This window comes from Microbispora sp. NPDC046973 (genome assembly GCF_040644495.1).
Lineage (GTDB): Bacteria > Actinomycetota > Actinomycetes > Streptosporangiales > Streptosporangiaceae > Microbispora.
Genome location: NZ_JBEYWQ010000015.1, coordinates 111063 through 127284, shown reverse-complemented (window position 1 = coordinate 127284; position 16222 = coordinate 111063). Strand labels below are relative to the sequence as shown.

11 protein-coding genes are annotated in these 16222 nt (G+C 71.9%); 2 read left to right on the top strand and 9 right to left on the bottom strand.

The window, feature by feature from the left end; all coding sequences use genetic code 11:
- Positions 1-30 precede the first annotated feature (30 nt).
- Complete coding sequence (locus ABZ860_RS25935; RefSeq protein ID WP_357224735.1) at positions 31-2667, bottom strand: EAL domain-containing protein; 2637 nt, start codon at positions 2665-2667, stop codon at positions 31-33.
- Positions 2668-2967: 300 nt separating this feature from the next.
- Entirely contained in the window at positions 2968-3888 is a 921-nt protein-coding gene (locus ABZ860_RS25930; protein WP_357224733.1) for a 2-hydroxyacid dehydrogenase, read from the bottom strand.
- A gap of 64 nt (positions 3889-3952) precedes the next feature.
- On the opposite strand from ABZ860_RS25930, the gene ABZ860_RS25925 reads away from it, so the two are divergent.
- A complete protein-coding gene (locus ABZ860_RS25925) occupies positions 3953-5155 on the top strand; it encodes a PQQ-dependent sugar dehydrogenase (RefSeq protein WP_357224731.1) in 1203 nt (400 codons plus the stop codon).
- 45 nt (positions 5156-5200) lie between these two features.
- On the opposite strand, the gene ABZ860_RS25920 is transcribed toward ABZ860_RS25925, so the two are convergent.
- From ABZ860_RS25920 to ABZ860_RS25895, 6 genes are all read right to left on the bottom strand, one after another.
- Complete coding sequence (locus ABZ860_RS25920; RefSeq protein WP_357224730.1) at positions 5201-7168, bottom strand: VanW family protein; 1968 nt, start codon at positions 7166-7168, stop codon at positions 5201-5203.
- A 221-nt stretch (positions 7169-7389) separates the two neighbouring features.
- The gene (gene gatB / locus ABZ860_RS25915; RefSeq protein WP_357224727.1) at positions 7390-8898 is read right to left on the bottom strand and encodes an Asp-tRNA(Asn)/Glu-tRNA(Gln) amidotransferase subunit GatB; all 1509 of its coding nucleotides are present in this window, start codon (positions 8896-8898) and stop codon (positions 7390-7392) included.
- Between the two features lie 30 nt (positions 8899-8928).
- Positions 8929-9162, bottom strand: coding sequence for an AAA family ATPase (locus ABZ860_RS25910; RefSeq protein WP_357224726.1), 234 nt, complete (start codon positions 9160-9162; stop codon positions 8929-8931).
- A 25-nt stretch (positions 9163-9187) separates the two neighbouring features.
- Positions 9188-10678: an Asp-tRNA(Asn)/Glu-tRNA(Gln) amidotransferase subunit GatA gene (gene gatA / locus ABZ860_RS25905; RefSeq protein WP_357224724.1), complete on the bottom strand. Its 1491-nt coding sequence runs from the start codon at positions 10676-10678 to the stop codon at positions 9188-9190.
- Entirely contained in the window at positions 10675-10974 is a 300-nt protein-coding gene (gatC, locus tag ABZ860_RS25900; protein ID WP_030506108.1) for an Asp-tRNA(Asn)/Glu-tRNA(Gln) amidotransferase subunit GatC, read from the bottom strand. The genes gatA and gatC overlap by 4 nt, the downstream gene beginning before the upstream one ends.
- A 260-nt stretch (positions 10975-11234) precedes the next feature.
- Positions 11235-13304, bottom strand: a complete 2070-nt coding sequence (locus tag ABZ860_RS25895) for an EAL domain-containing protein (protein WP_357224897.1) — start codon at positions 13302-13304, stop codon at positions 11235-11237.
- Positions 13305-13666: 362 nt separating this feature from the next.
- Between ABZ860_RS25895 and ABZ860_RS25890 the strand changes: the two genes are divergently transcribed.
- Positions 13667-15076, top strand: coding sequence for a glycoside hydrolase family 6 protein (locus ABZ860_RS25890; RefSeq protein WP_357224723.1), 1410 nt, complete (start codon positions 13667-13669; stop codon positions 15074-15076).
- Positions 15077-15250: 174 nt separating this feature from the next.
- Here the strand turns inward: ABZ860_RS25890 and ABZ860_RS25885 are convergent, their stop codons facing one another.
- Positions 15251-16138 (bottom strand): PhzF family phenazine biosynthesis isomerase, encoded by an 888-nt coding sequence (locus ABZ860_RS25885; RefSeq protein WP_357224721.1) that lies wholly within the window; start codon positions 16136-16138, stop codon positions 15251-15253.
- Positions 16139-16222 lie beyond the last annotated feature (84 nt).

The window sequence follows — 16222 nt, the reverse complement described above, 5'->3', positions numbered from 1 at the left end:
GCGCCCATACGAGCGACGCGGGAGACACGCCTAGGCGGTGTTCTGGAGGGTGGTGGTGGGCATCAGGGAGTCGACGCCGCGCGCGGTCATGGGGCGGGCCACCAGATAGCCCTGGCCACGCGTGCAGCCCATCTTGCGCAGCAGGTCGAGTTGCTCGGGACGCTCGATGCCCTCGGCGACGACGATCAGGCCGAGGTCGTTGCCGAGTTGCACGATCGTCTTCGTCAGCAGGGTCAGCGTGTCGTCGCGGCCGAGCCCGGAGACGAACGACGGGTCGATCTTGATCATGTCGACCGGCAGCTGGCGCAGGAACGCGAGCGAGGCGTAGCCGGTGCCGAAGTCGTCGATGGCCAGCCGTACGCCGAGGGTCCTCAGCTCGGACAGCCTGCTGATCATCTCCCCGGCGTCCTCGACCAGCATCTCCTCGATGACCTCGAGGGTCAGCGCACTGGCGGGCAGCCCGCTCTCGCTCAGCGCCTCCGCCACGGTCTCCACGAAACGCGGGGCCATGATCTGCCGTGCGGACAGGTTCAGCGCGAGCCCGATGTCCCAGGACGACGCGCGCCAGGCCGCCACCTCGCGGCACGCCTCGCGCAGGATCCACTCGCTGAGCGGCACGATGATCCCGGTGTCCTCGGCGGGCCCGAGGAACTGCTCCGGCGGCACGAACGTGCTGCCCCGCCACCAGCGCACCAGCGCCTCGACGGCGGTCACCCGCGACGTGGCCAGGTCGACCACGGGCTGGTACTCGATCGCGAACTGGTTCTCCAGCAGCGCCCGCTGCAGGTCGGAGGCGATCTCCAGGCGGCGCAGGACGTCGGCGTGCATGTGGGTGGCGAAGACCTCCACCCGGCGCCCGCCGAGCTCCTTGGCCCGCGACATCGCCACGTCGGCGTTGCGCAGCAGGTCTCCGGGCGGCAGGTCCTCCTCGGCGAACGCCACGCCGACGCTGGCCGTCAGCGCGACGTCCCGGTCCGCGACGTGGAACGGCTCGTTCGAGACCGCGCGGACGAGCCGCTCGGCCAGGTCGATGGCGGTCTGCGCGTCGGCGCCGCCGGACGCGCCGCCCTCCAGCAGCACCGCGAACTCGTCCCCGCCCCACCGGGCGAGCGTGTCGTCGGCGCGTACGGCCGAGCGCAGGCGGCGGGCGGCCTGGCCGAGCAGGTGATCGCCGCTGGCGTGGCCGACGGAGTCGTTGACGGAGGTGAAGCCGTCGAGGTCCAGGAAGATCACCGCGGTCCCGCCGGCACCGCGGCGGGTGAGCACGTCCCGGGCGCGTTCCTCGAAGTAGGCCCGGTTGGGCAGCCCGGTGACCCCGTCGTGGAAGGTCAGGTGGGTGACCTGGTTGCGCAGGGCCACCTGGTCGCTGAGGTCGCGGATCGTGACCAGGACGAGGTCGTCGTCGCGTACGTGCCGGGCGGCGACGGACTCGGTGGGACGCCAGGTGCCGTCGGAGGCGCGGAAGCGGCAGGAGATGCGGGTGCCGCCCTCCTGCTCGGGCCCGTCGTCCTCGTCCGTCATGCGGTCGAGCAGGGCCTGTACGGCCGGCAGGTCCTCGGGGTGGATGTAGTCGAAGATCGGCCGGAAGGCGAGGTCCTCGGGGCGGTAGCCGTACGTCGTCTCGAGGCCGGGGCCCACCTCCTGGATCACCCCGCAGGTGTCGCACACGAGCACGACGTCGCCGGTGTTCTCGGCGAGCCTGCGCAGTTGCTGCTCGCCGACGTCGACGAGGCGGCGCATGCCCGCGGTCTCGACCAGGAGCACGAACAGCCGGCCGAGCAGGACGAGGACGACCGAGGCGGCCACGACCGCCAGGGCGGCGTCGCGGCTGCTCCGCATCACGTACAGGGTGGCGACCAGCGTGGCGGCGGCGACGAGCACGAGCGGGGTGGCGGCCGTCAGCGCGGCGGGCAGCGGCCTGGCCGGCCGGTCCTCCTGCACCCATGGGGCGACGGCGAGGACCAGCAGCATGGCCGGGACGACGAGCCCTGCCGCGAGCGGCGGGGTGTCGCCGTCGAGGCGGGCGAGGGCCGTGGCCATCTCCGCCACCGTTATCGCGGTGAGCGCCCCTACGCCGGTGAGCCCGACCACCCGGTTGCCCGACCGGGAGGCCGCCACGGCCGGTGTCACGGCGCAGGCCGCGAGCAGGCAGACCACGGGCAGCGCGAGCGCGACGAAGAACGCTCCGGTGTCCTCCGCCTTCCTGAACGCCGGGCCGAGCACGGCGACCCAGGCCACGGCGAAGACCGACGCCGCGCCCAGGTAGGCGTCGGCCGCCTGGCGTATCACCCCGCGCGTGAACGCGGGTGGTTTCACCGACATGCCGCAGCCGATCGCGAGCAGCACCGATCCGGCGAGCATGAGCAGGTCGGCGAACGTGAGCACGAACGGCGTGCCGTCGGCCACGGGACGCACGCCGACGCCGAGGAGCCAGGTCAGCGACCCGGCGGCCATCCACCGCAAGGCGCCGGGCTGACGCCGGTGGGCGGGGACGACGCGGGAGGCGGCCATGATCAGCGAGACGGCCGCGAGGAGGCCGGTGACGACCCCCGCGATCGCGGTCACGACCGGCGCCGAGCCTCCGGTGACCAGGGCCACGACGACCGCCACCGCGCCGAGACCGGCTGCGGTGGTGAGTGGGACCCGGGGGTCACGCCTGACTTTCACGCGCGTCGCCTCTGCACCTGTCGCCGCTTCACCGCCGGCCGTCGTGTCCTCCGGGGTTTCGGCGGAGGCCGGAGTCGCATAAGCGTCGCCGGGTTCGGTGGGGTGTGTCATGGTCGCCCCTCCCGTTCTCGACTCGGCTTTACTCTCCCTGTCACATGGCCAGTGTGCGCACAGCCGCTGATCGAGAGGGGGACAACGAGCGAGTCGTCACCGATCTGATAACCAGCCGCGGACGCTGAGCTTCACCGTACGCACCCCAGGTCACGAGGCAGCCACGTTCCGGAATCCTTAATGGAGCGGTCAGTAATGCCCGGTGATCATGTTATCGAGTGGACGGCCCGTCAGATGACGGATCACCTGTTCCCGCACGAGCCTTCGCGTACGCCTGATGGACGCGGGCGTGCTGCCGGCGATGTGCGGGGTGATGAAGACGCCCGGTGCGGTCCAGAGCGGGTGGTCGGACGGCAGCGGTTCGACGGGGGTGACGTCGAGCGCCGCCCGCAGCCTGCCCGTCCGCAACTCGGCCAGCAGCGCGTCGGCGTCCACCACCGACCCGCGCGCGGCGTTCACGAGCACCGCGCCGTCCTTCATCCGGGCGAGGAACCCGGCGTCCACCAGACCGGCCGTCCCCGTCGTGGCGGGCACCAGGAGCACGACCACGTCGGCGGCGGGCAGCAGCGCGGGCAGTTCGTCCTGTCCGTGCACGTTGTCCCGGGCCGTGCGCGCCACCCGGACGATGTCCACCTCGAATCCGGCCAGACGCCGTTCGAGCGCCTCGCCGATCGAGCCGTAGCCGACGATCAGCACGGTGGAGTCGGCGAGGACGCCGGTGTGGTGGTAGGTCCACTCGCGTCTGGCCTGGGCGGCCGCGAAGCCGGGGAACTCCCGCAGCATCGCGATCATCGCGCCCACCGCCCACTCGGCCGTGCCCGCGTCGTGGACGCCCCGCGCGTTGCACAGGACCGCCTTCGGCGGCACGTGCGGCAGGTAGGGCTCGACCCCCGCCGTCACGGTCTGCAGCAGGCGGAGGCCGGTCATGCGGCCCAGAAGGCCGGGGATGTCCGGCACCGGGACCAGCGGAGGCACCCAGATCTCCACCTCCTCGGGCGGACCGGGGAGCGGCGTCTTTCCGTCGTACACGGCGCAGTCGAGGGCGGGGAGCCCTTCGGGAAGCTCCGTGAGTGCGTCGGCGATGTCCTGTGATGCGACCCAGATCTTCACAGGAACAACCTAGGGAACCATCACCCCCGCCAGCGAGTATGGGTACGTGAGGAGGTCATCGGGGATGGCGAACAGGCACGGCGTGGGCGTGGCACTCCTGGGGGCGGCCCTTCTGTCGGCGGCCGCGGGGTGCGCGCCGGGTGAGGAGGGCGGGGGCAGGACTCCCCCGCCGCTGCCCGCCGCGAGCGACGTCACGGGCGCAGGTGCGGGCGCCACCGCGGGTGCGACTCCGGATGGCACCGCGGGTGGCACCGCGGGTGCGACTCCGGGCGCCACCATGGGCGGCGGTGAGACGAACGTGACCCCCGCCGCGCCGCGCACACTGGTCACCGGCCTGACGGTGCCCTGGGCGATCGCGTTCCTGCCCGGCGGCGACGCCCTGGTGACCGAGCGCGAGTCGGCGCGGCTGCTGCGGATCACACCCGGCGGCCGGGTCCACGAGGCCGGCGTGATCGAGGGGGTGTCCGCGAGCGGCGAGGGCGGCCTGCTGGGCGTCGCCGTCTCGCCCCGCTACGGCACCGACCACTTCGTCTTCGTCTACTTCACCGGTGAGAAGGACAACCGGATCGTCCGCTACCGCTACGACGGACGGCTCTCCGACCGCCGGGTGATCGTCAGCGGCATCCCGAAGGGGGCCATCCACAACGGGGGCCGCCTCGCCTTCGGCCCCGACGGCTACCTGTACGCCTCGACGGGGGAGACCGGCGAACGCGGCATGGCCCAGGACAGGAACTCCCTGGGCGGCAAGATCCTGCGCATGACTGCGGACGGCCGGCCCGCCGCGGGCAATCCCTTCGGCACCCTGGTGTGGACCTACGGGCACCGCAACGTGCAGGGCCTGGCCTGGGACGACCGGGGCCACCTGTTCGCCACCGAGTTCGGCCAGAACACCTACGACGAGATCAACCTCATCGAGAAGGGCCGCAACTACGGCTGGCCGGTCGTCGAAGGGGTGGGCAACCGGTCCGGATACACCGATCCGCTGCTCACGTGGTCGACCGCCGAGGCGTCGCCGTCCGGCCTCGCGTACGCCCGGGGGGCGCTGTGGGCCGCGGCGCTGCGCGGCGAGCGCCTGTGGCGGGTGCCGGTGGACGCCTCGGGCCGCGTGGGCCGTCCCGCCGCGCTGTACACGGGCGAGTACGGCAGGCTGCGCGCGGTGGCCGCCGCGCCCGACGGCACACTGTGGGTGAGCACCAGCAACCGGGACGGGCGCGGCTCTCCCAGGGACGGCGACGACCGGATCCTGGTGGTGCGGCCCTCCTCCTGACCAGCGCCCCCTTCTGATCAGCGCCTTCTGATCAGCGCCTTCTGATCAGCGGCAGACGGTCTCGGCCTGGGCGCGGTAGGAGGTGCGGAAGGCCTGCCGGGAGACCACCTCGCCGTCCTGCCGCAGCACCCGCGTCACCACGGCGGTGAAACCGGGCTGCCCCTGCGTCGCGACGCAGCCGGAGCCCTGACCGGTCACGGCGGGCAACTCGAGCCGCTGCCCGACGACCGGCCCCTGCAGGTCCACGTCGTACCGCTTGGTGCTCCACAGCGTCACGGTCAGCGAGGTGCCCGTGGCGGAGGCCTGGACGAGCACGCCGTACGGCGAGTCGTTCCTCCAGCGCAGGTCGGGGCCGGGGAAGGACACGGCGGCCTCGGTGCCGATCGGCAGCTGGGAGTCATGGACCTCGGGCGGGGTGTGCTCGGCGACCCGGAGCCCGGCGCGGAGCACGGCGTTCATCAGGGTGGTCGCGACCTGGGGCATCCCCGCCGCCTCGGTGCCGGCCCGACCGTCGATCATGGTGGGGCCGATGCCGTCGAATCCCGCGGCCGCGGTGCGCGGCCCGACGACCTCGTTGAACGAGAACGTCTCCCCCGGTTCCACCAGGCGGCCGTCGAGGAGTGCCGCGGCGGCGCGGATGTTGCCCGCGTTCTGCGGGCAGCAGGCGTAGGAGGTGGTGAAACGGCCGACCTCCTCCCGGATCCCCATCCGCTGCGCCGCGTCGTCGGTGATCCGTGGCGGCCCGTTCACGACCGACACGGCCACCGTACGGCCGCCGCCGTCGAGGGCGGCCAGCACGTCCGCGGCGAGGCGGCCCGTGTCCACCCGGTCGCCCGGCCTGCCGGGCACCAGGACCGGCCGGCCGTCCTTGATCGTGACAGTGGCGTCGCGGGCCGCCCGCGCGGGACCGACCAGGGCGGGCTCGACGCCGGCGATCGCCGCCACGGCGTCGAAGCGCGGCCGCAGGACCGCTCCTTCGGGCGCGAACGTCAGGTGCCGCGCCAAAGTGGCCGGCGACAGGCTGACGGAGGCGGTCCCGTTGACCAGCGTGAGCGGCGCGGACACCGCACGTCGCGCCCAGTGCAGGGCGCGCCGCACCTCGGCACGGGTGATGTGCGGCAGGTCCCGCATCGTGGGCACCACGATGACGGCCTCGGGGTCGAGGTATCCCCTGACGATCTGGTCGGCCGTCGCTCTCCTGTCGATGACACGGCCCACGCGCGGATACGTCGGGACCGGGGTGACCCCGTCGAACGAGACGCCGCCCTCGCGCCCCGGGCGCTCCAGTGGCGCGGCGACGACCCTGGCCACCGTTTCGTCGAGTTTGCGGCGGTCCACCGACACGACGGGCTTCACCTCTTGGCTGCCGGTCAGCGCGTTCCACACCTCAGGCGGGCTGGGGAAGCCCCCGGGCGCGGCGCGGACCGTGGCCTCGGCGTCGAGCATCAGACCGGCCTGCTGTGGGTCCACGGTCAGCCGCCGCGTGCCCTGCCGTACGATCAGCGGCGTCCTGGCCTGGGCGTACAGCCGTTCGCGCAGGGTGGCGACGGCCTCGGTCCTGCTCTGCCCGCCGATGTCCACGCCGAGCACCGTGGTGCCGGGCAGGACCTTGCCCGCCATGGAGACGGCCGGCACGAGATAGAGCATCAGGAGCAACGCCGCCAGGCCGATCAGCGCGCGGCGGAGCGTACGGCCCTGGGGGACGGGGTCCAGCAGTTCGAGGTCCGGCGGCGGCACGACGACGGCGGGTTCCTCACGGGCCGGGCGCTCCGGGACCCGCCACGGCTCGACCGGTGGAGCCGGCGGCGGGAGGTTTCCGTTGCCGGACGGCTTGGCGGCCGGAGCGGCGGGAGCGGGAGGTTCGGCGAAGATGTCGGCCGACACCCCCCGGGGAAGGGCCGAGACCCCGCGGGGCAGCGAGGCGACGCGGCGCACCGGGTGTTTCTGCGGAGGCGCGGACGCCGCCCCGGACGGATCCGTGGGCGGGTCGACGGACGCTCCGGCGTTGCGCACGCCTCGGTCTCCTCCAGCTCAAGGTCAACTCCGATCAGTTAACCCTAAAACACCCTCTGCTGGATATGTCCTGAAGCAACACCTTCCGCGCTGGTATCGGCAGTCTCCGGCCAAGAAAGGCCGACGGCCGGTCACGCGTAATCGTGACCGGCCGTTCTCACATCCTGCTGTGGACAGCCGCTGACGGCAGCCTCGCACCCACCCGGCGAGCGGGTCAGGCCCTAGCCCTGGACGCCGAGCTTCTCCAGGATCAGCTCACGGGCCCGGCCCGCGTCCGCCTTGCCCCGGCTGGCCTTCATGACGCCGCCGACCAACGCGCCAACGGCGGCGATCTTGCCGCCGCGCACCTTCTCCGCGGCGTCGGCGTTGTCCGCCAGCACCTTGTCGATGATCGCCGACAGCTCGCCCTCGTCGCTGACCACCTGGAGACCGCGCTTCTCCACGACCTCGTCCGGGCCGCCCTCGCCGGCGAGCACGCCCTCCAGCACCTGACGGGCCAGCTTGTCGTTCAGCGCGCCGGAGGCGACCAGCTCGGTCACCCGGGCGACCTGCGCCGGAGTGATGGGCAGGTCGGCGAGCACCGTGCCCGACTCGTTGGCCCGCCGGGCCAGCTCGCCCATCCACCACTTGCGCGCGTCGGCGGCGGGAGCACCCGCGGCCACCGTCGCCTCGACCAGGTCGATCGCGTCTGCGTTGTGCATGGCGGCCATGTCCAGGTCGGACACGCCCCACTCCTGCTGGAGCCGCTTGCGCCGCGCCGACGGAAGCTCGGGCAGCGCCGCCTTCAGCGACTCGACCCAGGCCGGGTCGGGCGCCATCGGCAGCAGGTCGGGCTCGGGGAAGTAGCGGTAGTCCTGCGCCTCCTCCTTCGACCGCCCGGAGGTCGTCTGACCGGTGTCCTCGTGGAAGTGACGGGTCTCCTGCACGATCCGGCCGCCCTCGGCGAGGATGGCCGCCTGGCGCTCGATCTCCCCGCGGACCGCCCGCTCGACGCTGCGCAGCGAGTTGACGTTCTTGGTCTCCGTACGGGTGCCCCACTCGGCAGAGCCGCGCGGCATCAGCGAGACGTTCACGTCGCAGCGCAGCGAGCCCTGCTCCATCCGCACGTCGGACACGCCGAGCGAGCGCATCACCTCGCGCAGTTCGGTGACGTACGCACGGGCGACCTCCGGAGCGAGCCGGTCGGTGCCCGCGATCGGCTTGGTCACGATCTCCACGAGCGGGATGCCGGCGCGGTTGTAGTCGACGATCGAGTAGTCGGCGCCGTGGATCCGCCCGGTCGCGCCTCCGACGTGGGTCGACTTGCCGGTGTCCTCCTCCAGGTGCACCCGCTCGATCTCGACGCGGACGGTCTTCCCGTCCACCTCGACGTCCAGGTAGCCGTCCGTGCACAGCGGCTCGTCGTACTGGCTGATCTGGTAGTTCTTCGGCATGTCCGGATAGAAGTAGTTCTTCCGGGCGAACCTGCACCACTTCGCGATGGTGCAGTTGAGCGCGAGGCCGATCCGGATCGTCGACTCGATCGCCTTCTCGTTGGCCGTCGGCAGCGAGCCGGGCAGCGCCAGGCACACCGGGCAGACCTGCGTGTTCGGCGGCGCGCCGAAGGTCGTCGGGCAGCCGCAGAACATCTTCGAGGCGGTGCCCAGCTCGACGTGCGTCTCCAGCCCCAGCACCGGCTCGAAGCGCTCCAGCGCCTCGTCGTACGGCATGAGCGTCGCGGTATCAGCCATAACGGAAACCCAGATTCTCCAGTGCGTTGGTCATTTCGGTCCACCAGCAGGCGAAAGGTGGAAGAGCGAGGCGGCGTCGCCGCGGGCCGCGGCGACGGCCTCGACAAGGCGGTCTCCGCGGGCCACGGCCGCCGCGAACATCAGCGCGTCGAGCAGGTTGGACTTCCCGCTGGCGTTCCTGCCGATGACGGCGAGGAACGGCGGGATGTCGAGCTGGAAGTCCAGGAATGACTTGAAGCCGTCGATCTCGATGCGGGTGATCATGCCGCCGTTCCCCTCCCCTCGGCGACTAGAGCGCGGGCGCGCGGGACAGCAGCGGGCCGCCCCACCGGCTCTCGTAGGCCTTCTCCACGGCGGCGCCGACCCGGTAGCAGCGGTCGTCGGCCAGGACCGGGGCCATGACCTGCAGTCCGACCGGCAGGCCGTCCTCGTCGGCCAGGCCGCACGGCACCGAGATCGCCGCGTTGCCGGCCAGGTTGGTCGGGATCGTGCACAGGTCGGCGAGGTACATCGCCATCGGGTCGTCGGCCCGCTCCCCGATCGGGAACGCCGTGGTCGGGGTGGTCGGCGAGACCAGCACGTCCACCTGCTGGAAGGCCGCCTCGAAGTCGCGCATGATCAGCGTGCGGACCTTCTGGGCCTGACCGTAGTAGGCGTCGTAGTAACCGGACGACAGCGCGTACGTGCCGAGCATGATGCGCCGCTTGACCTCCGGGCCGAAGCCGGCCGCCCGGGTCAGGGCCATGACCTCCTCGGCGCTGCGGGTGCCGTCGTCGCCGACGCGCAGGCCGTACCGCATGGCGTCGAAGCGCGCCAGGTTGGACGAGCACTCCGACGGCGCGATCAGGTAGTACGCGGGCAGCGCGTAGGAGAAGGTCGGGCAGGAGACCTCGACGACCTTGGCCCCGAGCGACTCCAGCAGTTCGACGGCCTCGTTGAAGCGGGCGAGGACGCCGGCCTGGTAGCCCTCTCCGCCGAACTCCTTGACCACGCCGACCCGCATGCCCGCCACGTCGGCGTGCCGCGCGGCCTCGACGACCGGCGGGACCGGCGCGTCGATCGAGGTCGAGTCGAGCGGGTCGTGGCCGGAGAACGCCTCGTGCAGCAGCGCCGCGTCGAGCACGTTGCGGGCGAACGGACCGGGCGTGTCGAGCGAGGACGCGAACGCGATCAGCCCGTAGCGGGACGAGCCGCCGTAGGTCGGCTTCATGCCGACGATGCCGGTGACGGCGGCGGGCTGGCGGATCGAGCCGCCGGTGTCGGTGCCGGTGGACAGCGGCGCCTCGTAGGCGGACACCGCGGCCGACGAGCCCCCCGAGGAGCCGCCCGGGATCCTGTCCAGGTCCCAGGGGTTGCGGGTCGGGCCGTACGCCGAGTTCTCCGTGGACGACCCCATGGCGAACTCGTCCAGGTTCGTCTTGCCGAGGATCACCAGACCGGCCTCGCGCAGGCGGCGGGTCACGGTCGCGTCGTACGGCGGGCGCCAGCCTTCGAGGATCTTCGAGCCGGCGGTCGTCGGCATGCCGGTCGTGGTGAACACGTCCTTGTGCGCGATCGGCACCCCGGCGAGCGGCCCGAGCGTCTCGCCGGCGGCGATGCGCTCGTCGACCGTGCGTGCCTGCGCCAGCGCGGACTCGGCGTCCACGTGCAGGAAGGCGTTGACCCGGCCGTCGACCTCGGCGATCCGGTCGAGGTGGGCCTGGGTGACCTCGACGGCGGTGACCTCTCGGGAGGCGACCAGCGCGCCGAGCTCGGCGGCGGTCTTGCGAATCAGGCTCATTCTTCCTCCCCGAGGATCCGCGGCACGCGGAAGCGGTCGTCCTCCACGGCGGGCGCGCCGGACAGGGCGCCTTCGGGCGTGAGGCCGGGCCGTACGTCGTCGGGCCGGAAGACGTTGGTCAGCGGAAGCGCGTGCGAGGACGGCGGGATGTCGTCGGCCGCCACCTCCGCGACGCGGGCGACGGCGCCGACGATCTGGTCGAGCTGGGCGGCGAAGTGGTCGAGCTCGTCGTCGGCCAGTGCCAGCCGGGACAGCCGGGCGAGGTGAGCGACCTCATCGCGGGTTATGGCGGACATGAGTCGTCGAACCCGTTTCATGATGGAGATTGGACCTACCCATCCTAGGGCTCGCCGCCGAGCGCGGCCGACCCGACGACGCCGCGTCACATGCTCTTAATACGACTTCCGCATCGTGGCCCGCCCAGTGTGGCGGTCCAGTGTGGCGGTCCCGTGCGGCGGCCCAGTACGGACAGGTCGATGCGGACGGCCCGATGGCGGACGGCGTATCGCGGGCAGCTCGATGCGGACGGTTCAGTGCGGCGGTTCAGTGCGGCGGTTCAGTGCGGCGCGAGACGGGCGCCGCCGCTCTCGCGGTCCCGGAAGGCGGCGCTGAGCCGGCCGCGCAGCCAGGTGGTCGCCTCGCTCGCGGGCATGGGCTTGGCCAGCCACCATCCCTGGCCCGCGTGGCAGCCCATCTCTCGGAGCAACGTGGCGACCTCCGTCGACTCGACCCCCTCGGCGACCGACCGCAGCCCGAGGGACCGTACGAGGTCGATGATCGAGCGGACGATCCGGTCGTCGTCCGGCGACTCCCCGAGCCGCCGTACGAACGACGCGTCGATCTTGACCTCGGAGACCGGGAGCCGCTGGAGCCGGACCAAGGAGGAGTAGCCGGTGCCGAAGTCGTCCAGGGCCAGCTGGATGCCGAGGCCGGCCAGGGTGCGGATGGCCTCGGCGCTGTAGGCCTGGTCGGTCATGAGGATGCGCTCGGTGACCTCCAGACGGATGGCCTCAGGAGGCAGGTCCAGCTTCTCCAGCCCGGACTCCAGTTGCTCGGGCAGGCCAGAATCCAGCAGGTCGCGGGCCGACACGTTGACCGAGACCGGCACGTCGATGCCCGCGTGCCACCACCGGGCCGCCTGCCGCAACGCTTGGCCGATGACGTGCTGGGTGAGCTCGCGCATCAGGTACGACTGCTCGGCCAGCGGGATGAACTCGGCGGGCGAGATCGGCCCGCGCACCGGATGCCACCAGCGCAGCAGCGCCTCGACGCTCTCGACCCTGCCGTCCTCCAGGCTCACCTTGGGCTGATAGTGGAGCTCCAGCTCGTCGGCGTCGATCGCCCGCCGCAGGTCGCCGAGCAGACTCAGCCGTTCCGGCGAGTTGCGGTCCTTGCCCGGCAGGTAGAACTCGACGCCGGTGCGGCCCTCCTTGGCCAGGTACATCGCCACGTCGGAACGTTGCATGAGCAGCTCGAAGTCCGGCGCGTGGTCGGGATAGAGCGCGATGCCGATCGACGCGTCGAGGTCGAAGGTCATGCCCTCGAGGCGTACCGGCTCGGTCAGCGCGACCCGCAGCCGCGAGGCGACCTCCTTGGCCGCCTGGGCGTCCCTGATCGACGGCAGCAGCACCGCGAACTCGTCCCCGCCGAGGCGGGCGACCACGTCGCCGGGCCGCACGCTGTGGGTGAGCCGGTGGGCCACGATCTGCAGCAGCCGGTCGCCGACCGGATGGCCGAGCGTGTCGTTGACCTCCTTGAAGCGGTCGAGGTCGAGCAGCAGCAGCCCCACCCGCTCGTGCTCGCGCGCCTCGGCCAGGGCCTCCTCGGTGCGCAGGATGAGCATCTTGCGGTTCGGCAGCCCGGTGAGCCCGTCGTGGGTGGCCTGGTGGTCGCGGCGCAGCGAAAGCGTCGCGGTGAAGTAGACCGCGGTCAGCGGCGCGACGAACAGCGGCACCAGGGCCGTGGAGTGCGCCATCACGACCACGACGAGCGGCGCGAGTCCGAGCAGCGCCCCGTAGACGAGGGCCTGCGGGCCGATCGACGCCTTCATCACCCGGGCCAGCGGCCGGCGCTCGTGCAGCGCCACCGCCTGGCAGACCAGGATCGCGCGGACCGCGAAGTACGCCGCCGCGGCCAGCGCGATGGCCGGGATGTCACCGCCGTCGGGCGTCCAGGGCGCGCGGGGCGCCGGATGCGCGCCGAACGCGGCGAAGGCCGCCGCGGCCGCCGTGCAGGCCAGGGTCACCTGGGAGAGGTTGAACAGCACCCGGTGCCAGGCCCTGCGGTGCACCAGGCCGCTGACCACCACCGCGACCGCCTGCATCAGCACCGCCGTGGGCAGTCCCTGGTACATCAGCACGGCGAAGGTGAACATCGTGGAGGTCGGCGTGCCCCCGACCAGCGTCGAGGAGCTGAACATGACCGGGCGCAGCTCGCCCAGCACCACCAGGACGGTCAGCATCCAGAACAGCGGAGTGCGGGCCACCTCGCCCAGCTCGCCGAAGCCGAGCCGTGCCTGCGCGATCACCAGCGCGGTGACGCCGACGGCGGTGACCGCCGTGAGGTAGGCCCACAGAGGCGAGCCGGGGCGCGGTCCGGTGTCCCGGGTGTCGACGGGCGTGGACATTTCGCCCAGGTCGACGGCGGGCAGGAGGACGCGTGGCACCCCGGCGAGCGGCATGAGACCGCGTGAAAGCGTCATCGGTAAGAAACCCCCCAAGAGGTCACTATGGGAGGGTACGGCCTCTGGGCCACTTCGCGAAACCGCTTGGGCACACTCCGTCACCATGATTTCTGGAGATATCACGGTCTGACCGGAGCTGCCGTGAAAGTTTCAATTGCTCCACAGGTCCGTTCCCCCGCCCGCCTGCGCCTATTAGGTTGGCCGTCCAGACAAACCCCGAGCGGCCCTTCTTGGACCCGCCTTCGGCTCCCTACCATCCGAGAGACCTGTGGGAGCGCTCCCACATTACCGGACGGAGTATTTCCATGTCTCGCAGATTGACGGCGGCTGTGCTCACGGCGGTCGCCACGGCCGCGGTGGGAGCGTCCGTGCTCACCTCCTCCGCCGCACAGGCCGCCGACTCCGCCTTCTACGTGGATCCGACGACCAACGCGGCCAAGTGGGTGGCCGCCAACCCCGGCGACAGCAAGGCCCCGGTGATCAGGGACCGCATCGCCGCCGTCCCGCAGGGCCGGTGGTTCGCCAGCTACAACCCCTCGACCGTTCGCAGCCAGGTCGACGCCTACGTCGGCGCCGCCGCCTCCGCCGGCAAGATCCCGATCATGGTCGTGTACGAGATGCCGAACCGCGACTGCGGCGGCGCGAGCGCAGGCGGCGCCCCCGACCACGCCTCCTACCGCGCCTGGATCGATCAGGTCGCCGCGGGCCTCGGCGGGCGGCCAGCCTACATCATCCTGGAGCCCGACGCCCTGGCGATCATGCCGAACTGCATGAACTCCTCGCAGCAGGCCGAGGTCCAGGCGTCCATGGCGTACGCCGGGAAGAAGTTCAAGGCCACCTCCCCGAACGTCAAGGTCTTCTTCGACGCGGGCAACGACGCCTGGGTGGGCGCCTCCGACATGGCCAACCGGCTGCGAGGGGCCGACGTCGCCAACAGCGCGGACGGCATCTCGCTCAACGTCTCCAACTACCGCTTCACCTCGGGCGCGGTCTCCTACGCCAAGAGCGTCATCGCCGCCACCGGCGTCTCCTGGCTGAAGGCCGTGATCGACACCAGCCGCAACGGCAACGGCCCGGTCGGCACCGAGTGGTGCGACCCGGCCGGCCGCGCCACCGGCACCTGGAGCACCACCAACACCGGCGACTCGGCGATCGCGGCATACCTGTGGGTCAAGCCTCCGGGCGAGTCCGACGGCTGCATCGCCCCCGCGGGGCAGTTCGTGCCGCAGCGGGCCTACGACCTGGCGATCGCCGCCCCGTACACCCCCTCGCCGTCCCCGTCACCGTCCCCGACCCGGTCCCCGTCGCCCTCGCCGTCGCCGTCCCCCTCGGCTTCGCCGTCCCCGTCTCCGTCGGCCTCGCCCTCCGCGTCGCCGTCGCCGTCTCCGTCGCCGACCTTCACCGGCGACCGGGGCTGTACGGCGGTCTACAAGGTCGTCAGCTCGTGGCAGGGCGGCTTCCAGGGTGAGGTCACCGTGACCAGCGCGGGCGCCTCGGCGATCAACAACTGGACCGTGAAGTGGACGATGCCCAGCGGGCAGTCCATCAGCCAGTCGTGGAACGCCAACCTGACCGGCAGCACCGGCAGCATCACGGCCTCGAACCTGAGCTGGAACGGCAACATCGCCCCCGGCGGAAGCGCCACGTTCGGCTTCCTCGGCAGCTCCAGCGGAGCCCCGTCCACCCCGTCCCCCCTGGTCTGCACCACCTCCTGATCCCCATCGCATAGTCCAGGCGTGCCGTACGGCTCCCCCTCCGTACGGCACGCCCTTCGCGTGCGGCGCGTCAAGTGGTGCGGATCTCCACGAACCCGAGAGCGGCCAAGCCGATCAGATGCACTCCGGCGCTCGCGCAGCCCGCGCGGGTGGGTCGGGTCGACGCGAGCCGAATCAGCCGCCGGCCGGAACAGGCACCGCCGCGCCGGAAACCCGGACCCTGGCGTCCCCTTCTCGCAGCTCCACCCGCAGCAGACCGGGCCGTCCCAGGTCGACACCCTGGTGCAGGGTCAGCCTCGCAGTGGGACCGGCCTCGCCGAGGTCCCGCAGATACGCCCCGAAAGCGGCTGCGGCGGCTCCGGTGGCCGGGTCCTCCACCACTCCGCCGACGGGAAAGGGATCACGCACCTGGAAGGTGTCCGCCGACTCCCGCCACACCAGTTGCAGGGTGATGAGATCCCGATCGGTCATGTATTGAGCCAGCCGGGAGAAGTCGTAGTCCAGATCGGCGAGGCGCTCGCGGGTGGCGGCGGCCAGGACCAGGTGGCGCGATCCCGCGAAGGCGATCCTCGGGGGCAGTCCGGGATCGAGCTCGTCGATCCGCCACTTCAGCGCGTCGAGCGCCTGTGCCACGTCCAGCTCGCTGACCGGCTCGACGTACGGTTCCACGCTGGTCAGGGTCGCCCACAGCACGCCGCCGTCATCCGCCACTACCTCGACCGGTACGGTTCCGGCCCGCGTCTCGAAGACCAGGCCGCCCGGGCCGATCCGTTCGGCGAGCGCGACGGCCGATGCCACCGTGGCGTGCCCGCAGAACGGTACCTCCATCTTGGGACTGAAATATCGGACGGTGAAGGCCCGACCGGCGTCGGCGAGTCGCGCCGGAGCCTCGCGCAGGAAGGCCGTCTCCGGATGGCCCACCTCGGCGGCGATGGCGAGCATGGCCGCCTCATCCAGCCCTGCGGCGTCGAGCACGACTCCGGCCATGTTGCCGCCGGCGGGATCGGTGGTGAAGGCCGCGTACTGCAGGACCTCCGGTATCGCATGGGCAGAAGTCGGCATGCCCCTGCCAACAGCGGAGGAGATACCCCTGTTCCCGAGGACATCGCCTCGTTCACGCGAAGGCTCAGGTCCTGTCAGCGGGGC